Below are 18,582 nucleotides of genomic sequence, written 5' to 3'. Positions count from 1 at the left end.
CATGATCCGGGATTTACTACAATATGAATTTTTACAAAATGCCTTCCTAACGGGAATGATTATTGGAATCATTGCTCCATTATTAGGAGTTTTTATCGTTGTAAGGCGTTTGTCTCTTATCGCAGATGCGTTAAGTCATGTCACATTAGCCGGGATTGCAGCAAGTCTTCTCCTTGAAAAAAAATTCATGGTGATGAGTGGGCTCAATCCTTTATATATGGGAATGGTCTTTTCTGTTGGGGGCTCATTATTTATCGAAAAGCTACGCACTGTTTATAAGCATTATCAAGAGTTAGCTATTCCGATTATTTTATCAGGGGGAATTGGGTTAGGAGCTATCTTTATTTCCCTTGCAGATGGTTTTAACACCGATTTGTTTGGTTATTTGTTTGGGAGTGTCAGTGCTGTAAGTCGCACTGATTTATATACGATTTTGTTAATCAGTGTATTTGTCATTGCGGCGATTATTCTTTTATACAAAGAGTTATTTTTATTATCTTTTGATGAAGAGCATGCGAAAGCATCTGGGATAGCTGTAAAAAGCATTCATTTTATTTTTATTATAATGGTGGCTCTCGTTATTGCTGCATCGATGAGAATTGTCGGAATTTTGTTAGTTTCTTCTTTAATGACTTTGCCTGTCGCAGCAAGTATACGAATTGCAAGGGGTTTTAAAGAGACGATTTTCTATTCTATCTTGTTCGGCGAGACCTCTGTTCTAGGTGGATTAGTACTTTCTTATTATTTAGACTTGGCACCAGGTGGAACTATTGTTATGATCGCAGTAATCATATTGGTTGTCACGATTGGCTTAAAGAAAATAAGCTCATCCAGACCTGTTAAAAATGGGGTGAAAGCATGAATGTAAATGAAGCATTACAGTTATTAAAGGAAAGAGGGTACAAGCATACAGGGAAAAGAGAAGAGATGCTAGAACTTTTTTCTAATAGTGAGAAATATTTAACCGCTAAGGATGTCCTCGATCAAATGAAGGACGACTATCCAGGTTTAAGTTTCGATACGATCTACCGGAATCTCTCGATCTTTGTTGATTTGGGGATTTTTGAAATGACTGAGTTATCTGGTGAAAAACACTTTCGTTTCACTTGTTCCCATACGTCTCACCACCATCATTTTATATGCTTAGATTGTGGGAAGACAAAGGAAATTGAAACATGTCCGATGCAAAGCTTAAGCGAAAATTTACAGGGGTTTGACATATCTGGACATAAATTTGAAATTTACGGGCGTTGTCCCGAGTGTAATGCATAGAGTGTAGTCATTCACTCTGTGCATTTTTTTGTAGAGGAATTTATAAATTCCTCGTTCGTATAAACACTATTGGTATGAAAAGATAACAGGAAAAATTCCGCTTAATGAGCAAGCATCATGAAAAAGAGCTGACATAACAGGAAAAATTCCTGCTATTCCCTCAAAAAATGCTAAAATAAACGATTTTGCCCTCCATAAGCGGAAAATCTTCCGTTATTTCTCCTAAAAGGAACTCCAAGGAGGAGATAACAGGAAAAATTCCGCTTAATGGTGAGAGATGGTTGGAGCGAATTAGACTAACCTCAAACCGAAGCTTCCTCTTTTTGTAAGAGCTTTTTTCTTGCTAGTTCTTAGACCATTCATCCACCCATGTTTTTGCTTCTAACCAATTATTGATTCGTATCACGCCTTTTGGAACGAAGCTTTGATTATAAGGGGTATTGAAGAGAAGGACGGGAATTTGACAGTTTTCATGTATCATAACAGCATTATCATGCTTATCCTCCATAAATAAGTCAAGCCCATGTTTTTTGATCATTTGAATTTTATCATGCGATCCAGTTAATTCAATATGATGAAAGGGTATGCCTTCCCTCTTAAACCACTCCTCAGTTACATCTAATAAGTGGCTGCTGCGAGCACTAATAAAATAGAGCTCATGCCTCTTTTCCCATTCAAATAATACGTTTTTTACTTCATCGGCTAAAGGAGAGTTTTCATAAACCTTTGGCTCAATGTTAAGCCACCACTTAGCAAATTCTGCTGCTGGAATATCCACTAACAGGGATAAATCATAGTCTGTAACATCCTCTAATGATAATGATAAGCCAAACGCTTCATTTATATAAGGGAGGATTGTTTCGGGACGTGTTACGGTGCCATCGATATCGATGCCGAGTCTTTTCTTCATTTTCTGTCTCCTTTTTTTGCTTTACTCCACCATTTTAACAAGTTCATGTAAAAATATGTAGAGTTATCGTAAGATCCTCTATTGACAGACTTTAACACTTTTAAAATCACACCGTCTGTAAAACAATATTAATGCTCCTATTAAGAAAGCGAGGGATTTTAAATATGGCAGATCAAGAACGTAACGCCCCTATTGTCAATTTACAAAAGGACGATGAGGGCTTAGAAACGAGTTATCAATCGAGAACTGCAGATTATTTAGAGGAAACCTCAGCTGAAATGGCTGCACCAGTCTCTTTTGGAAGAGAGTATAAAGAAGAACGAGATGTAGATGCAGGAGCCGGAGGAACTGGAATGGGCTTTGCTGCTATCATCCTCTCGATTTTATCTTTATTTGTTTCTCCAATTTTGTTTGGGGCAGCAGGTATCGTGCTCGGTTTTGTTGCACGACGTAGAGGAGCAAAAAGTCTCGGTAGCTGGGCGATCGGGATTGGAGCTGTATCCATTATATTAGGGATGTTCATTCTCCCATTTTTTTAAGCTTTTCAAGCTAGGAGCACTTGAAAGGTTATATAAAAATACGAGGCTCGGCACATGGCCAAGCCTCGTATTTTTATTGGATTGTTGCTGTAGCTTTTGCTTCTTCCTCTTTTTTGGCAAAGTATTCTGCAGCGATTTGGTCAATTTCTTTCTTGAGTTCGTCGACCATCGTTTCTTCGGGGACTTTACGGACAATTTTCCCTTTACGGAAGAGTAGTCCCTCTCCACGAGCTCCAGCAATGCCGATATCAGCTTCACGCGCTTCTCCAGGACCATTTACTGCACAGCCAAGAACAGCGACCTTAATGGGAGCTTTAATTGTTGAAATATATTCTTCAACTTCATTTGCGATGCTGATGAGGTCAATTTCAATCCGTCCACATGTAGGGCATGAGATTAATGTAGCTGCATTTGACGAGAGGCCGAATGATTTAAGTAGCTCTCTCGCAACTTTCACTTCTTCCACAGGATCCGCACTTAATGAAATACGTAAAGTGTTACCAATTCCTTTGCTAAGGATAGCGCCTAATCCTGCGGCACTTTTTACTGTGCCAGCGAATAATGTTCCAGACTCTGTGATTCCTAAATGTAATGGATAATCAAATGCTTTTGCAGCTTTTTCATAAGCTTCGATCGCCAAGTTTACATCTGAAGCCTTCATCGATACGATGATATCATGGAAATCTAAATCTTCTAGAATCTTGATATGATGAAGAGCACTTTCAACCATACCATCAGCAGTTGGGTAGCCGTATTTTTCAATAATACGCTTCTCCAAGGATCCTGCATTTACGCCAATTCGAATCGGAATTCCTTTTTCTTTAGCGGCTTTTACAACGGCTTCGACTTTTTCTCTCTTCCCGATATTACCTGGGTTGATACGAATTTTATCAGCACCACCCTCGATAGCTTTAAGGGCAAGCTTATAATCAAAATGGATATCGACAACAAGTGGAATATTAATTTGTTTCTTTATATCTGCAATTGCATTTGCAGCACGTTCATCTGGACAAGCAACGCGAACGATTTGACAACCTGCTTCCTCAAGTCTCTTAATTTGAGCCACAGTAGCTTCAACATCATGTGTTTTAGTTGTTGTCATACTTTGGATTGCAAGTTCATTATTTCCACCAATAGTTAGGTTGCCAACCTTAACGGGACGGGTTTTTGTACGATGTATAATTTCACTCAAAAGTGATTCTCTCCTTTTTCTAAAAGAAATAAGCACCTGAACCAATTTCAAAAATAGGATTAGGAAATTGAATTCAACTATCATTATAATGCTAATATGAGTTAATTGTATCAGTGAAAGGATTAACTTGACAAGAAACTTACTGGTTTAAATGGATTATTCATGTAATTTTCTATAATCTGGGAAATGATAGACCTTGCCGACCTGAATTTTATTTGCTTCTATTCCATCATTCAGCTTGCTAAAATCACTCGTAATATCATCTATTGGAACAGGGATAGGTCCGTCTAATTGTCTCTCAATAATGGAAAGGACCGTGTCACCACTTTGCACTTCTTGTTCGAAATAATCGATGCTTGGCTCGAGCGTTGTTTCTGTTTCCACTTGAGCTTGCGTACTCGTTTCGATTGCAATAGGAAGAGTTCCTTTACTTAAATCATAATAAATGGCAAAAATCGTTGCTACGATTAATAGTAGGACGAATAGACGTTTCATGGAATTTTCTCCTTTAATGGGATTTTTCCATGTATATGCTCGTCCATTCAAAAATAGTACAAAAAAAACGCGAGAATTCCCGCGTTTTTTGTTCTTACAATTCTTCTTCCTTTTCCGGTGGGATTTCTTTTAAAGCTAGGAACAACACTAGTATAGAGACGAGCCAGTTTAACATAAAACCAAAAGGAACGGCTGTGCGGAAGATATCCATAACCATGAAAAATAATGTTGGGATGACAATACTATAAGCAGCGATCCTCCACATATGTCGATATTTAAGTTTATTACCCGTTTTTTGAATGAGTAATCCAAATAGTGCTAGAACAGATATCCCAATAAACTTCATTGCGCTTGAGAAAAGGTAAATAAGGATAACTAAGATGGGGATGATAATGGCTAAAAGCGAGTCAAGGGATTGAATAAACTTTGCAATATCCTCTTTCGCTAATGCTATGTCCATTGCAGAATAAGAAAAATGATCAACCGTTCCACCCGGGATAATGACGGCAAAGTCATTTTTTAAAAGTGCAATTGAATTAACAGATAGATCTAAATCGTTTAAGCCGATTTCTCCAGTCGAATCAAATATAATGGAAAAACCATCGTTTTCAATCATAACGGGAGCTTGCTGTTCAGAAATGAGTTCCCCATCTTTAATGATAAACTCGGGAATTTCTTCTTCAATTGAATCTTTAACGACGTTAAATCCATTGACAATATCTGTACTCAGTTGTACGGATATTGGAATGATCGAAATAAGGACAAGTAAAAAGACAAATAATATCGTCTTACCTATGCCTTGATAGCGCCAAGATGCGATTGCTTTAGGCGAATATATGCTCAAAATGAGCTGCTTAAAAATATTCATTAAAAACCACCCTTTATGTATTCTTTAATCATTTTAGCCTGTGCCTAGCATCAATACAAGAAAATAATCTATGCTAAAAAATAGGTTGCATTAAATTATAATTAATATAATATGTAACATATTTGTAATATAAGACTCTTTTATTAAGGAATTGTAAATTTGCATCATAAATTATTTACATTATGACGACCGATAGAGCATAATGATAAAGGGTTTTTTAAAGACCTATTATATTATTTTACAATATAGGGGCTGAAGAGTTTGGATTTTGATATTCAACAGATGATATTTGAGTTTCTCGGTGGACTAGGGATATTCCTATTTGGGATCAAATACATGGGCGATGGTCTGCAAAAGTCTGCCGGAGATAAGCTTAGAGATATATTAGACCGCTTTACAACAAATCCATTCATGGGAGTATTAGCTGGGGTTATTGTTACTGCACTTATCCAGTCAAGCAGTGGAACAACAGCTATCACCATTGGTTTGGTAAGTGCTGGGTTTATGACTCTTCGCCAAGCTATTGGCGTTATCATGGGTGCCAATATTGGGACAACGATAACAGCCTTTATTATCGGGATTGATGTTGGTGCCTATGCATTGCCAATTATTGCTTTAGGTTCGATCCTATTATTTTTCTTCAAAAGCAAGAAGGTACATAGCTTTGGACAAATTGTCTTTGGTTTTGGTGCTTTATTCTTTGGCTTAGAGCTTATGAGTAGCGGAATGAAACCGTTGCGAAGCTTAGAAGCTTTCCATGAACTTACGGTAAGTATGAGTTCAAATCCAATTCTCGGTGTTATTATTGGAACTCTCTTTACAGTGATTGTTCAAAGTTCAAGTGCAACGATTGGAATCTTACAGGGGCTATTTTCAGAAGGTTTGATTGACTTAAATGCCGCACTCCCTGTACTATTTGGAGATAATATTGGGACAACGATAACAGCTGTATTGGCGGCTATTGGTGCATCTGTAGCAGCAAAAAGAGCAGCGGCAACCCATGTATTATTTAATTTAATTGGTACGACCATCTTTATGATCATATTAGGACCTTTTAAACTTCTTGTTGAATTTTTGCAAGATAAGATGCATTTAAATCCAGAAATGACAATTGCTTTTGCACATGGGATTTTTAATGTATCCAATACCATTGTTCAGTTTCCATTTATAGCAATTTTGGCCCTCATTGTAACGAAGTTGATTCCTGGTGAGGATTCTGTTTTGGAATACAAGGCGAAGCATCTTGACCCTGTCTTTATTGAGCAATCTCCATCGATTGCTTTAGGACAAGCAAAGGAAGAAGTTCTTCGAATGGGACAATTTGCTGTACTAGGATTAACGGAAACAAATAACTATCTGAAAACAAAATCGTCCAAGCATTCAGACACTGCAGCTCAGCTTGAAGATGCGATTAATAATTTAGATAGAAAGATTACCGACTATTTAGTTGAGCTATCATCAAGTTCTTTATCAGAGGCTGAATCTAGTGAACACTCTGTTTTAGTCGATACGATTCGTGATATTGAAAGAATCGGTGATCATTATGAAAATGTCTTAGAATTAGTTGAATATCAACTTGCAAATAAAGTAAAGATAACTGGTTCAGCAATGGACGAGCTTGAAGAAATGTTCCAGTTGACGATCTCAACTGTTAAAGAAGCGATTAATGCGTTGGATCATAATGATAAAGAGCAGGCGCGAAACGTCATTAAAAAAGAAGAGAAGATCGATAAGATGGAAAGAAAATTACGGAAGCAGCATATCCTCCGTTTAAGTGCTGGAGAATGCAGTGCTCAAGCTGGGATTGTTTTCGTTGACATCGTCAGTAATCTTGAGAGAATCGGCGATCATGCAGTAAATATTGCAGAAGCGGTTCTGGGAGAAAGACATTAATATTAAATAAATATGCCTCAGTTTGGAATGTTGGGCTGAAGACAACTTTGATGTAGAATAAGATTGTCTTTAGCCCTTTTTATTTTGAGAAAATAGTATAAAGGAGATTATTTGTATGGCTGAATTTTGGGAAATGAGCTTTATCGAAAATCAAATGATGTGGGGATTTGAACCAGCAGATTCCGCAATCGTAACAAAAGATTTTTTTCTTAAACAGAAAGTTAAGGATATACTAATACCTGGTATTGGATATGGTAGAAATGCAAAGATTTTTATCGATAATGGAATAAACGTAACAGGTATTGAAATATCTCAAACTGCGATTGAACTGGCAAGGGAAAATGAGCTTCATGCATCTATTTTTCATGGTTCGGTAACGGACATGCCTTTTGAAGATAAGCTTTATGATGGTATATTCTGTTACGCACTTCTTCATTTATTGAATAAAAGTGAGAGAGCTAAGTTTATCAAAGATTGCTATGATCAATTAAAACCGAATGGGTATATGATTTTCACTACGATTTCAAAAGAAGCTCCAATGTATGGAAAAGGCAAACAATTAGATAAGGACTATTTCGAAATCATGGACGGGGTAAAAATGTTTTTTTATGATGAAGATTCCATCAAAGATGAATTTGAGGAATATGGACAAATAGAAGTTTCTAAAGTAGTTGAGCCGCATAAAAATAATGAAAGTAAACCGCCATTTACATTCTTAATGATAAAATGTCAGAAACAATAATCGTAAAACGTTGACTCGTATTGAAAGAGGAGTTGAACTATGGAGATATTATTTTGGACCATGATTATTGCGTTGTTCGTGATTTCTTTTATAGGATTAATTTATCCGATCGTTCCAAGCGTTCTCTTTATACTGGGAGGATACATTTTATACGGATTATTTTTCAGCTTTGAACCATTTAATTGGTTCTTCTGGGTTGTGCAAGGGTTACTGATCATCTTATTATTTGTCGCTGACTTTGTCGCAAATTTGCTGGGGATAAAAAAATACGGTGGATCGAAAGCTGGAATTTGGGGAAGTACCATTGGGATATTAGTAGGTCCCTTTGTAATTCCTTTTCTCGGAATTATCATTGGTCCTTTTCTAGGGGCGGTACTTGCTGAATGGATCGTCAATAAAAAAGGATTTAAAGAGGGGATTACCATTGGATTTGGCTCTGTCATAGGCTTTATAAGCAGTGTTGTTACGAAGGGCTTAATTCAAGCGTTAATGATCATTTATTTCTTTGTCATCGTGACATAAAGGAAAAAACCAGATATGGGCAAAATGCCTTTCATATCTGGTCAATTATGCTTAGTTTATTCCACAAATTTCATAAGGACAGTTCTGACAATCGACACTTTCTTTTAAATAGCTAATATTTTTAATGGTTAACTTTTGTTGATTGTACGAAATGACATCTTTTTCACGGAGATCCTTTAACATCCTTTGAATCACTTCTCTTGTGCCATAAGTGAAATTAGCTAGTTCTTGATGTGTGAGAGGTAAATCGATGAGGATTCCTTCATCCGTCATCACCCCGTAACTATTACATAAGCGGATGAGAATGGAGTAGAGGCCACCCTTTTTCCCATTCATCATTAAATCTTGACATTTCATTTGCGCTTTTAAATATCGTGTGCTTAACCATGAGGATAATGCATTTAAGACAAGCTGATTACTATGAACGAATTCTTCGAAATCAGCTCGTTTAATCATTAGCATTTCACAATCGGTAAATGTCTTCGCATAAAAATGGTATTTCGCTTGCGGTTTGAATAACTGGTATTCGATAATCAATTCTTCGCCAGATAAGATTTTCAAAATGAATTCTTTCCCTTTCATATGAACGCGGCCAAGTGCTACACTCCCTCGCAACAATATGAAAATATGATCAACGGAATCTCTTTCGTTGAATAAAATCGTTCCTGCTTTATACTTTTGGATCGTTTCTTTATCAATAAATTCTTGTATGAGGAGGCTATATAGAGAGATAGTGGACTCTTTCATGATCTCACTCCAATTTTCAAATTTTCATTTTGTTTAAATCAATTGTGATATTCTTCACTTTTGACTTTAGAAAAATATCGCATGACTGTCAATATCGTTGAACACTAGAAATCTCTATTGTTACGGTGTTTATCACTGAAAACGTTGATATGTAAGGAATTATCAACTCTTGACAATTTATTGAACTTTGTGATAAAAACTTACAACTAATAGAAGGAAATAGAAAATGAATGTGGAATATAATCAAGTGGATAGGAAATAATAGTTATGTTACCCAAGTCAATTTGTTTGAAAGGAATTTTTGACTTTGGTAATCTTAACTTAGAACATTGGAAATATTTCTTAGTTAGAATAAGAATATTTCTAAACTATTTTATATTACATAGGGAGGAATTAACAATGGCTTTTGAATTACCACAATTACCTTACGCTTACGATGCACTAGAACCACATATCGACAAAGAGACGATGAATATTCACCACACAAAGCATCACAACACATATGTAACGAACTTAAATGCTGCTTTAGAAGGAAATGAAGAATTGCTATCGAAATCAGTTGAAGAAGTTGTAGCGAATCTTGATGCGGTTCCAGAGGCTGCTCGTACTGCTGTACGCAATAATGGTGGTGGACATGCTAACCACTCTCTATTCTGGACAATTCTTTCACCAAATGGCGGTGGCGCTCCAGCAGGAGAATTAGCTGATGCGATTACCGCTAAATTTGGAAGCTTTGATCATTTTAAGGCAGAGTTCGCTAAAGCGGCTACAACCCGTTTCGGTTCAGGCTGGGCTTGGTTAGTAGTGAATAATGGTGAGTTAGAAGTAACAAGCACACCAAACCAAGATTCTCCTTTAATGGAAGGTAAGACTCCTGTTTTAGGTCTTGATGTCTGGGAGCATGCTTACTATTTAAACTATCAAAACCGTCGTCCTGACTACATCGGTGCATTTTGGAATGTAGTTAACTGGGATGAAGTGGCAAAGCGTTACAGCGCTGCAAAATAATTTAACTAGGTAAAAGCAGAGGGATTCTTCCTTCTGCTTTTTTTGATCGACTTAATTGTGCATAATCATAGTCTGTTTGTTAGAAACTACCCCTTAGATATAAAGGGGAGAATTTAATGAGTAAAAAAAATAAACTGCTTGGTGATGTGGAACTAACAAGAGATTTATCTTTGCTACTAATGATTGGGGGATTATACTCCCTTAGCATTGCTCTGTCTAATACGTTTGTAAATATTTATTTATGGAAACAATCTGGTGAATTTCGAGATCTAGGGATGTACAATTTAGCTGTCGTCGTATTACAGCCAATTACGTTTATTCTTGCTGGTAGGTGGGCTAAGAAAATTGACAGAGTGATTGTGCTTCGGATCGGTGTCATTTTTTTAGCCCTCTTTTATTTGACCGTTTTAATGATTGGGACGAATGCATCCAAGTATTTACTTCTACTTGGTGCCTTATTAGGGATAGGCTACGGGTTTTACTGGCTGGCTTATAATGTACTCACTTTTGAAATTACTGAACCGGAGACAAGAGATTTTTTTAATGGCTTTTTAGGCATCTTATCGTCGGTGGGTGGGATGATCGGTCCTATTGCTGCTGGTTTCATCATTTCTAAAATGGAGAAATTCATTGGTTATTCAATCGTGTTTGGAATATCACTTGGATTGTTTTCCTTAGCTGTATTCTTAAGTTTTTCGCTGAAAAGAAGACCAGCAAAAGGGAAATATTACTTTGTTCGAATCCTACAGGAAAGAAAACATAACAAGAATTGGAAGCTCATTAACAATGCCCATTTTTTTCAAGGTCTTCGCGAGGGTACTTTTGCGTTCATTATCTCCGTTTTTGTTTTTATCGCTACAGGTAGTGAATTGTCCTTAGGAACTTTTGGTTTAATTAATTCAGGAGTTGCATTTGTGGCTTACTACCTCGTTTCTAGGTCGATCAAAAAAGAAATGAGGAAAAAAGCGATCTTGACTGGAGGAATCATTTTATACTTATCCATCTTTCTCATTGTCTTTGATCCAACTTATGTACGTCTTCTTATTTACGCTGGCGTGATTGCGATCGCCTATCCACTTTTGCTTGTGCCATATATGTCGATGACGTACGATGTCATCGGTAGCGGATGGAAAGCTGCAGAGATGAGAATTGAGTATATTGTCGTAAAGGAAATCTTTTTAAATGCTGGTCGGGTTTTGTCGATAATCTTGTTTATCATTGGAATATCATTGTATGATCCAGACAAAGTGATCCCTATTCTGTTGCTTTTGCTCGGAGCGGGACACACATTGATCTATTTATTCATTCGAAAAGTCAAGCTAACATAGAAAAAGGAGAGGGGGAGCCCTTTCCTTTTTAAAATGGTTTTTTATCGAAGAAGATGAATCTTTTTGTTGCATACTAATAGAAATTTGAGGTCGTTTCCTTTACAATGAAAAAGGTTATGTTGCAACTAGGAAGAAGGTTTGCTGAATGGTACAAAATGAAAAAAAGAAAAAGAAAATCATACCCGTCCGTTTGAATTTATTGTTTTTTGTCGTGTTTTTTCTATTTTCTGTTTTAATTCTACGCCTTGGAGTTGTTCAAATCGTTTATGGAGATGACTATAAGCGTGAAATTGAAAGAACAGAGGATATTACAGTCAATAACCCTGTTCCAAGAGGAAAAATGTATGATACAAACGGAAAGGTAATTGTTGATAATACTCCAAAAAACGCTATTACTTACACTAATTTTGGAGCGAGCCAAAGTGAAATGCTTGAGGTTGCCGAACGATTAGCAAAATTAATCGAGCTTAAGCCTGAAAAGGTCCAAGAGAGAGATAAAAAAGATTATTGGATAACCAAAAACCCGGCACGGGCTGCAGATAAAGTGTCTGAAGAAGAACATGAAAAATTAAAAGAAGAGCTTGATACGAAAGAATATAATAAAGCAGCATATAATCTTCAACTTGAGCGAATTACAGATGAGGAACTTAACGAATTATCAGCTCAAGATTTAGAAATCTTAGCGATATATCGCGCTTTCAGCAGCGGTTATGCTTTGACACCACAAATTGTTAAAAATGAAGATGTGACACAAACTGAATTTGCTCTAGTAAGTGAGAATTTACAATATCTCCCTGGTGTTGATACGACAACAGATTGGGAACGTTCCTATGTTTTTGGCAATACACTAAGGACTGTATTAGGAAACGTTACGGATTCAGACAAAGGAATTCCAAAGGAAGAGCTTGATTATTATTTAGCAAGAGATTATAACCGTAATGATCGAGTTGGGATAAGTTACATTGAAAAGCAATATGAAGATGTTTTGCACGGTCAAAAAGCAAAGGTGAAAAATATTACCGATAAATCAGGGAAGGTTATTGAAACTGAGGTTATATCGGAAGGCCAAAGAGGAAAAGACCTCGTATTAACGATTGATATGGATTTACAGCTTGCTGTGGAATCCATTATTGAAGAAGAATTAAGGGATGCAAAGAAAACAGCAAGAACGGAATTGCTGGATCGTGCATTTGTCGTAATGATGGATCCGAATACGGGCGATGTTTTGACAATGGCTGGCAAGCAGATTGGGAAAAACTCGGAGACCGGAAAAACCGAAATGAAGGATTTTGCGTTAGGAAATATTTCAACCTCCTACAATGTCGGTTCAACCGTTAAGGGAGCGACGATCTTAACTGGTTATCAAACTGGTGCCATTAAACCTGGGACAGTCTTTTATGATGAACCGTTGAAAATTGCTCAAACACCAGAAATGAGTTCATGGAAAAATTTTGGTAACGTCAATGATATTCGTGCACTTAGAGTATCATCCAACGTTTATATGTTTAAGACGGCAATTGAGATCGGTGAAGGTAGATATCAATACGAAAAACCATTACCAATTAATACGAAAGCATTTGATACGATTCGAGATTCGTTTGCCCAATTTGGTCTTGGCACAAGGACAGGAATTGATTTGCCGAATGAATCAACGGGCTATGAAGGTCCTTTAAAAGATCCTGGACTATTACTCTTTTTATCCATAGGTCAGTATGACACTTACACACCATTGCAATTAGCACAATACGTGTCAACGATTGCAAACGGAGGAAATCGAATTCAACCACGTATGGTAAAAGAGATTCGGGCTCCGTTAATGGAAACAAATGAACTTGGTCCAGTAATAGAAGAAATAAAACCTACTGTTCTTAATCGCATTAACCTTGAGGATGGTTGGATGGATATTATCCATGAAGGCTTCCGTCAAGTTACCCAGCATCCAGAAGGTACGGCCTATGGGAAGTTCCGCACCGCTTCTTATTCCCCAGCAGGTAAGACCGGAACTGCTCAAGGCTTTTACGATGGACCTGAAAGAAGTAGATTTGAGGTTCCGCCTGAAGTTATGAATTTAAGCTTTGTTGGCTATGCGCCACATAAGAACCCAGAGGTTGCGATCGCTGTTGTTGTCCCATGGGCCTATCAGGGCAGAAGCGGCGGCCACTCTGCTAATACACAGATTGGGCGTAAAGCATTAGATGCTTACTTCGAATTAAAGAAAACAAGAGAAGAAGCAAAGCTAAACAATCATTCTGTTGTTGAAAATGATGAGATGAACGATGAGCAAGAAGAAACTGAAGAGGAATAAACTTTTTACTGCCTTTCCATGTTGGAAGGGCAGTTTTTTACTTTTAAACTTATTATTCATATGCAGGGTAAACAAATAGTGTGTCCCAAAAATTCGACTTTTACCTACATTTACCGCATATTTACACAACCTTTACATTTCATTAAAATCCCTTTTACAGTTAAGCGTTATTCTAATACACGTAGGACAAAACCACCAACACTCTTAGGGGGAATTAAAGAAATGAAAAGTCTTAAAAAACTAGGTTTATTTTTAATCCTAGCAGCGCTAATCGCCGTTGCTGCAGCATGTGGTGGCACAGATAGTGCTGAAGAAACAGAAGGTAATGACAGTAATACTGGAAACGAGCCTCAAACTGAAGAGCCAGCAGAAGCAGAAACTGAATTAGAAGGTAGCGTTGTGATAGATGGTTCTGGTACAGTTTACCCATTCATGGCAAAAATGGCTGAGAACTATATGACCAACGAACAAGAAGGTGTTTCAGTAGAAGTAGGTCGTGCTGGTACTTCTGCAGGATTTAAAAAATTCTTAGTTGAAGAAGGCGGAACAGATTTCAATGATGCCTCTCGTCAAATCAAAGATGAAGAAAAAGCAACAGCTGATGAATTAGGAATTGAAGTTCAAGAAATTAAAGTCGCTTTAGACGGATTAACTTTTGTTATTAACCCAGAAAATGATTGGGCGAAAGAGTTAACAAGAGATGAGCTTATTAAAATCTTCTTAGATAGTGAAGGAATCAAAAATTGGTCTGATGTTCGTCCTGATTTTCCAGATGAGCCAATTTCAAAAATGGGTCCAAACGAAAATCATGGAACTTACGAATTCTTCTGGGAAACAATTCTTGAAGAGCAAGATATCGACGCTGATACAAATCTTCAACAGGAATATTCCATTCTAGTTGACCTAGTATCAAAAGATAAAAATGCGATTGCGTTCTTCGGATATGGATACTATGACAGTAACAAAGATAAGCTTCAAGCAGTGAGTGTAGACTTTGGCGATGGTCCTGTTGAACCAAGCTTAGAGACAATTGGTGAAAGCGAAGACTTTGCTTATAGCCCGTTCACACGTCCAGTATTCACATACTTGAATGTTAATATGGCAAAAGAAAAGCCACAAGTTCTAGACTATGCAATCTATGCAGTTGAAAATGCTCAAACAGTAGCATCAGAAACAGGATTTGCCCCATTAACAGATGATGAAGTTCAGGCATCTCTTGATGTATTAAATGGATTGAAATAATGAACTTGAAAGATGAGTGGGGAAATCCCCTCTCGTCTTTCGAGTTTTATATATGCCTTCTTGTATATAAATAGGGTCAATTTTTTCGGAAGGGGCAAGTTACGTTGGAAAAGTCGATTGGTCAAGTAAGAAAGATGATCGAAGAAAATAAAAAATCAGCATCTTTAACAAATATTGTAGAAAAAATGATTCCCAAAGCATTGCTCGTTATTGCAATCATATCGATTCTAACTACTTTGGGCATTTTAGTTACGCTTTTATCTGAAACAATTGCATTTTTCAGAGAGATTTCGTTTGTCGAATTTTTTACAGGTACGATATTAAAGCCTCTAGGGCAGAACGCACAATTTGGTGTCCTCCCACTACTTACAGGTACATTAATTTCCTCTGCGATCGCAATGGTTGTTGCAATACCGATTGGCTTAATGACTGCCGTTTATTTAAGTGAATATGCATCAGAGAAAGTACGGAAGGTTGTAAAGCCGATTTTGGAAATCCTTGCAGGAATTCCGACAATTGTATACGGCTTTTTTGCGCTTACATTTGTTACTCCTATCTTAAGATCTTTAATACCAGGTTTAGAACCAACAAATATTTTGAGTCCAGGTATTGTTATGGGAATTATGATCATCCCAATGGTGGCATCACTATCGGAAGATGCCCTTGGTGCAGTTCCGAATTCCATGAGGGAAGGTGCTCTTGCATTAGGCTCTACGAAACTAGAAGTGACGTGGAAAGTCATCGTTCCTGCAGCCATTTCTGGGATCGTGGCATCATTCGTTCTTGCTATTTCTCGTGCAATTGGAGAAACCATGATTGTCACAATTGCAAGTGGAAGCTCAAAGAACTTTACCTTTGACCTTACGCAGTCTATGCAAACGATGACCGCTTATATTGTAGAGGTAACCGGCGGTGATGCGCCAGCTGGATCTACACTTTATTATAGTCTTTATGCGGTTGCGATGACGCTATTCGTCTTCACCCTTGTGATGAACCTAATTGCCCAATATATCTCTCGTAAATTTAGGGAGGAATACTAAAAATGAAATATTTTGACTCAGGACAAATCCAGAAAAAATTAGGTTCACGCTTACTTTTGAATCAGTTTGCGAAACGCTTATTTTTCCTTGCCACTTTAGTCGGGTTAGTCGTACTCGTTATCCTTATTTATCGTGTTTTTAAGGATAGTATTGGCTGGATTGATTTTGACTTTTTAACCAATAAACTTTCAACGGATCCCGAGAAAGCAGGAATTCTTGGAGCGATTACAGGTACTCTTTGGCTCATGATTGTTGTTGCGCCAGTCACTTTCTTTCTTGGGGTTGGCACAGCGATTTATCTTGAAGAATTTGCGAAGAAGGGTCGTTTTCAATCCTTTATCCAAACAAATATATCCAATCTTGCTGGTGTACCATCAATTGTTTTCGGATTACTAGGGTTGACTGTGTTTGTAAGGGGTCTCGGCTTAGGTTCAGTTGTTTTAGCCGGTGGATTGACAATGGCATTGTTAGTACTTCCGATTGTCGTCGTCAGTGCCCAAGAAGCCATACGCGCCGTTCCTCAATATTTACGGGACGCCTCATACGGAATGGGGGCAACCAAGTGGCAAACGATCAAAAATGTCGTTTTACCAGCAGCGATCCCAGGGATTTTAACAGGAATCATCCTTGCATTATCTAGGGCAATTGGAGAAACGGCACCATTAGTTGTATTAGGGATTCCAGCGCTGATCATTCCATTACCAGATGGAATATTTGATCGATTCACAGTCATGCCTATGCAGATTTATTATTGGACGATCGATGCTGCATTAGTTGCTGAATATATTAACTTAGCAGCGGGCTCGATTATCGTTTTATTATTCATATTATTTTTAATGAATTCAGTCGCAATCTTTATTCGGAATAAATATCAGAAGAGATACTGATGAAGGGAATGAAAAGTATGGCAGTGATGACAAAATCGAAGAAAAGCTTTGTGAGTGCAGCGAACATTGGAAACTCCGAGCCTGTTCAAGTGGATAAAAAAATTGCTTTTCAAACAAAGGATCTTAACCTTTGGTACGGTGAGGATCATGCGTTAAAAAGTATTAATCTGGATATTGTGGAAAATGAAGTGACGGCTATTATTGGACCGTCTGGTTGTGGAAAATCCACTTTTATTAAAACATTGAATCGTATGGTTGAATTAATCCCTGTCGTGAAAATTTCAGGAGATATTTTGTACCGTGAAAAAAGCATTTTAGATAAATCTTATAAGGTTGAAGATTTACGGACTCGTGTTGGAATGGTATTTCAAAAGCCAAATCCATTTCCAAAATCAATTTATGAAAATATTGCTTATGGACCAAAAATTCACGGGATTCGTAATAAAAAGGTGCTAGATGAGATTGTAGAAAAAAGCTTGCGCGGTGCGGCCATTTGGGATGAGGTCAAAGACAGACTACATGAGAACGCGTACGGATTATCTGGTGGGCAACAGCAACGTATTTGTATTGCTCGTTGTTTAGCGATTGAGCCAGACGTTATTTTAATGGATGAGCCGACTTCAGCACTTGATCCAATCTCTACATTAAAAATTGAAGAACTTGTGCAAGAGTTGAAAAAGGATTTCAGTATTATCATTGTCACGCATAATATGCAACAGGCAGCTCGTATTTCTGATAAAACAGCTTTCTTTTTAAATGGTGAAGTTATTGAATTTGATGGCACAAATAAAATTTTCTCTAATCCTTCTGATAAGCGAACAGAAGATTATATTACAGGTCGTTTTGGATAATTATTGGAGAGGATGTAGAATGACATGGTTGTAAGAGAACAATTTCAACTCGATTTGAATGATTTGCAAGCAAAGCTTTTAGAGCTTGGAGAATTAGCAAGTGTGGCCTTAAAAAAGTCAATTGAGGCATTAGAAACATGTAATATTGAAATGGCGTTAAAAGTCATTGATGATGATTCAGAAGCGGATGCTTTATACGAGGAAATCAATGATTTCGCCATTCTCTTAATTGCCAAGCAGGCGCCTGTTGCGATTGATTTACGTCGTATCATTGTTGCGATTAAAATTGCAACGGATATTGAAAGGATTGCTGATTTTGCCGTTAATATAGCAAAATCAACAATTCGTATTGGGAATGAAGAACATGTGCAGTCTCTCCAACAAGTAAAGAAAATGTACAATATTACGACGGAAATGCTCGAGCTTTCACTGCAAGCTTTTGGAGAAGAAGACGTGGTTAAAGCTAAAAAAGTAGCAGATATGGATGATGAGGTGGATGAATTATATGGTTCAACCATTCGTGAACTTCTGGAACTTAATCATTCTTATCCGGAGAACATTCCGCAAATGACACAATTATCCTTTATTTGTCGATATTTAGAGCGTTCCGCTGATCACGTGACAAATATTGCAGAAAGTATCTTTTACCTTGTAAAAGGTAGACATTATGATTTGAATGCATGAAATAACAAAGAGGGTGTTCTAATCGTTTTTTAGAACACCCTCTTTCTTCTTGGTCAG

General features: G+C 37.3%; 19 protein-coding genes. 14 read left to right on the top strand and 5 right to left on the bottom strand.

The features are described 5' to 3' along the window. The first annotated feature begins 1 nt into the window (after position 1). A complete protein-coding gene (locus tag BMSHG_RS11135) occupies positions 2–862 on the top strand; it encodes a metal ABC transporter permease (RefSeq protein ID WP_019154530.1) in 861 nt (286 codons plus the stop codon). After that, positions 859–1,272 carry a Fur family transcriptional regulator gene (locus BMSHG_RS11130; protein WP_019154529.1) on the top strand — a complete coding sequence of 138 codons (414 nt, stop codon included), beginning with the start codon at positions 859–861 and terminating at the stop codon, positions 1,270–1,272. Before BMSHG_RS11135 ends, BMSHG_RS11130 begins: the two co-directional genes overlap by 4 nt. A gap of 343 nt (positions 1,273–1,615) precedes the next feature. Here BMSHG_RS11130 and BMSHG_RS11125 read toward each other — a convergent pair whose 3' ends face one another. Then, positions 1,616–2,182, bottom strand: a complete 567-nt coding sequence (locus BMSHG_RS11125; RefSeq protein WP_019154528.1) for a hypothetical protein — start codon at positions 2,180–2,182, stop codon at positions 1,616–1,618. 164 nt (positions 2,183–2,346) lie between these two features. Here BMSHG_RS11125 and BMSHG_RS11120 point away from each other — a divergent pair, with 164 nt between their 5' ends. Next, entirely contained in the window at positions 2,347–2,721 is a 375-nt protein-coding gene (locus BMSHG_RS11120) for a DUF4190 domain-containing protein (RefSeq protein ID WP_019154527.1), read from the top strand. Between the two features lie 73 nt (positions 2,722–2,794). Here the strand turns inward: BMSHG_RS11120 and ispG are convergent, their stop codons facing one another. The 3 genes from ispG to BMSHG_RS11105 all read right to left on the bottom strand — a co-directional run bounded on the left by ispG (position 2,795) and on the right by BMSHG_RS11105 (position 5,276). Further along, positions 2,795–3,904 (bottom strand): flavodoxin-dependent (E)-4-hydroxy-3-methylbut-2-enyl-diphosphate synthase, encoded by a 1,110-nt coding sequence (gene ispG / locus BMSHG_RS11115; RefSeq protein WP_173391067.1) that lies wholly within the window; start codon positions 3,902–3,904, stop codon positions 2,795–2,797. Positions 3,905–4,069: 165 nt separating this feature from the next. Beyond that, positions 4,070–4,408 (bottom strand): hypothetical protein, encoded by a 339-nt coding sequence (locus BMSHG_RS11110; RefSeq protein WP_019154525.1) that lies wholly within the window; start codon positions 4,406–4,408, stop codon positions 4,070–4,072. A gap of 94 nt (positions 4,409–4,502) precedes the next feature. Next, the gene (locus BMSHG_RS11105) at positions 4,503–5,276 is read right to left on the bottom strand and encodes a DUF1189 domain-containing protein (RefSeq protein ID WP_019154524.1); all 774 of its coding nucleotides are present in this window, start codon (positions 5,274–5,276) and stop codon (positions 4,503–4,505) included. Positions 5,277–5,558: 282 nt separating this feature from the next. On the opposite strand from BMSHG_RS11105, the gene BMSHG_RS11100 reads away from it, so the two are divergent. The 3 genes from BMSHG_RS11100 (at position 5,559) to BMSHG_RS11090 (ending at position 8,433) form a co-directional block, all read left to right on the top strand. After that, positions 5,559–7,169: a Na/Pi cotransporter family protein gene (locus BMSHG_RS11100; RefSeq protein ID WP_034658808.1), complete on the top strand. Its 1,611-nt coding sequence runs from the start codon at positions 5,559–5,561 to the stop codon at positions 7,167–7,169. Positions 7,170–7,284: 115 nt separating this feature from the next. Continuing rightward, complete coding sequence (locus BMSHG_RS11095) at positions 7,285–7,911, top strand: methyltransferase domain-containing protein (RefSeq protein ID WP_019154522.1); 627 nt, start codon at positions 7,285–7,287, stop codon at positions 7,909–7,911. Positions 7,912–7,950: 39 nt separating this feature from the next. Further along, on the top strand, positions 7,951–8,433 hold the full coding sequence (locus tag BMSHG_RS11090; RefSeq protein WP_019154521.1) for a DUF456 domain-containing protein: 483 nt from the start codon (positions 7,951–7,953) through the stop codon (positions 8,431–8,433). Between the two features lie 51 nt (positions 8,434–8,484). Here the strand turns inward: BMSHG_RS11090 and BMSHG_RS11085 are convergent, their stop codons facing one another. Further along, positions 8,485–9,180, bottom strand: coding sequence for a Crp/Fnr family transcriptional regulator (locus BMSHG_RS11085; RefSeq protein ID WP_019154520.1), 696 nt, complete (start codon positions 9,178–9,180; stop codon positions 8,485–8,487). Between the two features lie 399 nt (positions 9,181–9,579). On the opposite strand from BMSHG_RS11085, the gene sodA reads away from it, so the two are divergent. From sodA to phoU, 8 genes are all read left to right on the top strand, one after another. Then, positions 9,580–10,188 (top strand): superoxide dismutase SodA, encoded by a 609-nt coding sequence (sodA, locus tag BMSHG_RS11080; RefSeq protein ID WP_019154519.1) that lies wholly within the window; start codon positions 9,580–9,582, stop codon positions 10,186–10,188. Positions 10,189–10,304: 116 nt separating this feature from the next. Next, complete coding sequence (locus tag BMSHG_RS11075; RefSeq protein ID WP_019154518.1) at positions 10,305–11,516, top strand: MFS transporter; 1,212 nt, start codon at positions 10,305–10,307, stop codon at positions 11,514–11,516. 145 nt (positions 11,517–11,661) lie between these two features. Beyond that, complete coding sequence (locus tag BMSHG_RS11070) at positions 11,662–13,821, top strand: peptidoglycan D,D-transpeptidase FtsI family protein (RefSeq protein WP_019154517.1); 2,160 nt, start codon at positions 11,662–11,664, stop codon at positions 13,819–13,821. Between the two features lie 222 nt (positions 13,822–14,043). After that, positions 14,044–15,063, top strand: coding sequence for a PstS family phosphate ABC transporter substrate-binding protein (locus tag BMSHG_RS11065; RefSeq protein WP_019154516.1), 1,020 nt, complete (start codon positions 14,044–14,046; stop codon positions 15,061–15,063). Between the two features lie 134 nt (positions 15,064–15,197). Beyond that, positions 15,198–16,103: a phosphate ABC transporter permease subunit PstC gene (gene pstC, locus BMSHG_RS11060; protein WP_051030929.1), complete on the top strand. Its 906-nt coding sequence runs from the start codon at positions 15,198–15,200 to the stop codon at positions 16,101–16,103. A 2-nt stretch (positions 16,104–16,105) separates the two neighbouring features. Further along, the gene (gene pstA, locus BMSHG_RS11055; protein ID WP_019154514.1) at positions 16,106–16,990 is read left to right on the top strand and encodes a phosphate ABC transporter permease PstA; all 885 of its coding nucleotides are present in this window, start codon (positions 16,106–16,108) and stop codon (positions 16,988–16,990) included. Positions 16,991–17,007: 17 nt separating this feature from the next. After that, positions 17,008–17,841, top strand: a complete 834-nt coding sequence (pstB, locus tag BMSHG_RS11050; protein WP_026073420.1) for a phosphate ABC transporter ATP-binding protein PstB — start codon at positions 17,008–17,010, stop codon at positions 17,839–17,841. Positions 17,842–17,865: 24 nt separating this feature from the next. After that, on the top strand, positions 17,866–18,525 hold the full coding sequence (gene phoU / locus BMSHG_RS11045) for a phosphate signaling complex protein PhoU (protein ID WP_019154512.1): 660 nt from the start codon (positions 17,866–17,868) through the stop codon (positions 18,523–18,525). Positions 18,526–18,582: the final 57 nt, after the last annotated feature.

The organism is Robertmurraya massiliosenegalensis JC6, assembly GCF_000311725.1.
Classification (GTDB): domain Bacteria; phylum Bacillota; class Bacilli; order Bacillales; family Cytobacillaceae; genus Robertmurraya; species Robertmurraya massiliosenegalensis.
The sequence above is the reverse complement of the archived record's forward strand: the minus strand, read 5'-3'. Positions and strand labels throughout refer to the sequence as shown.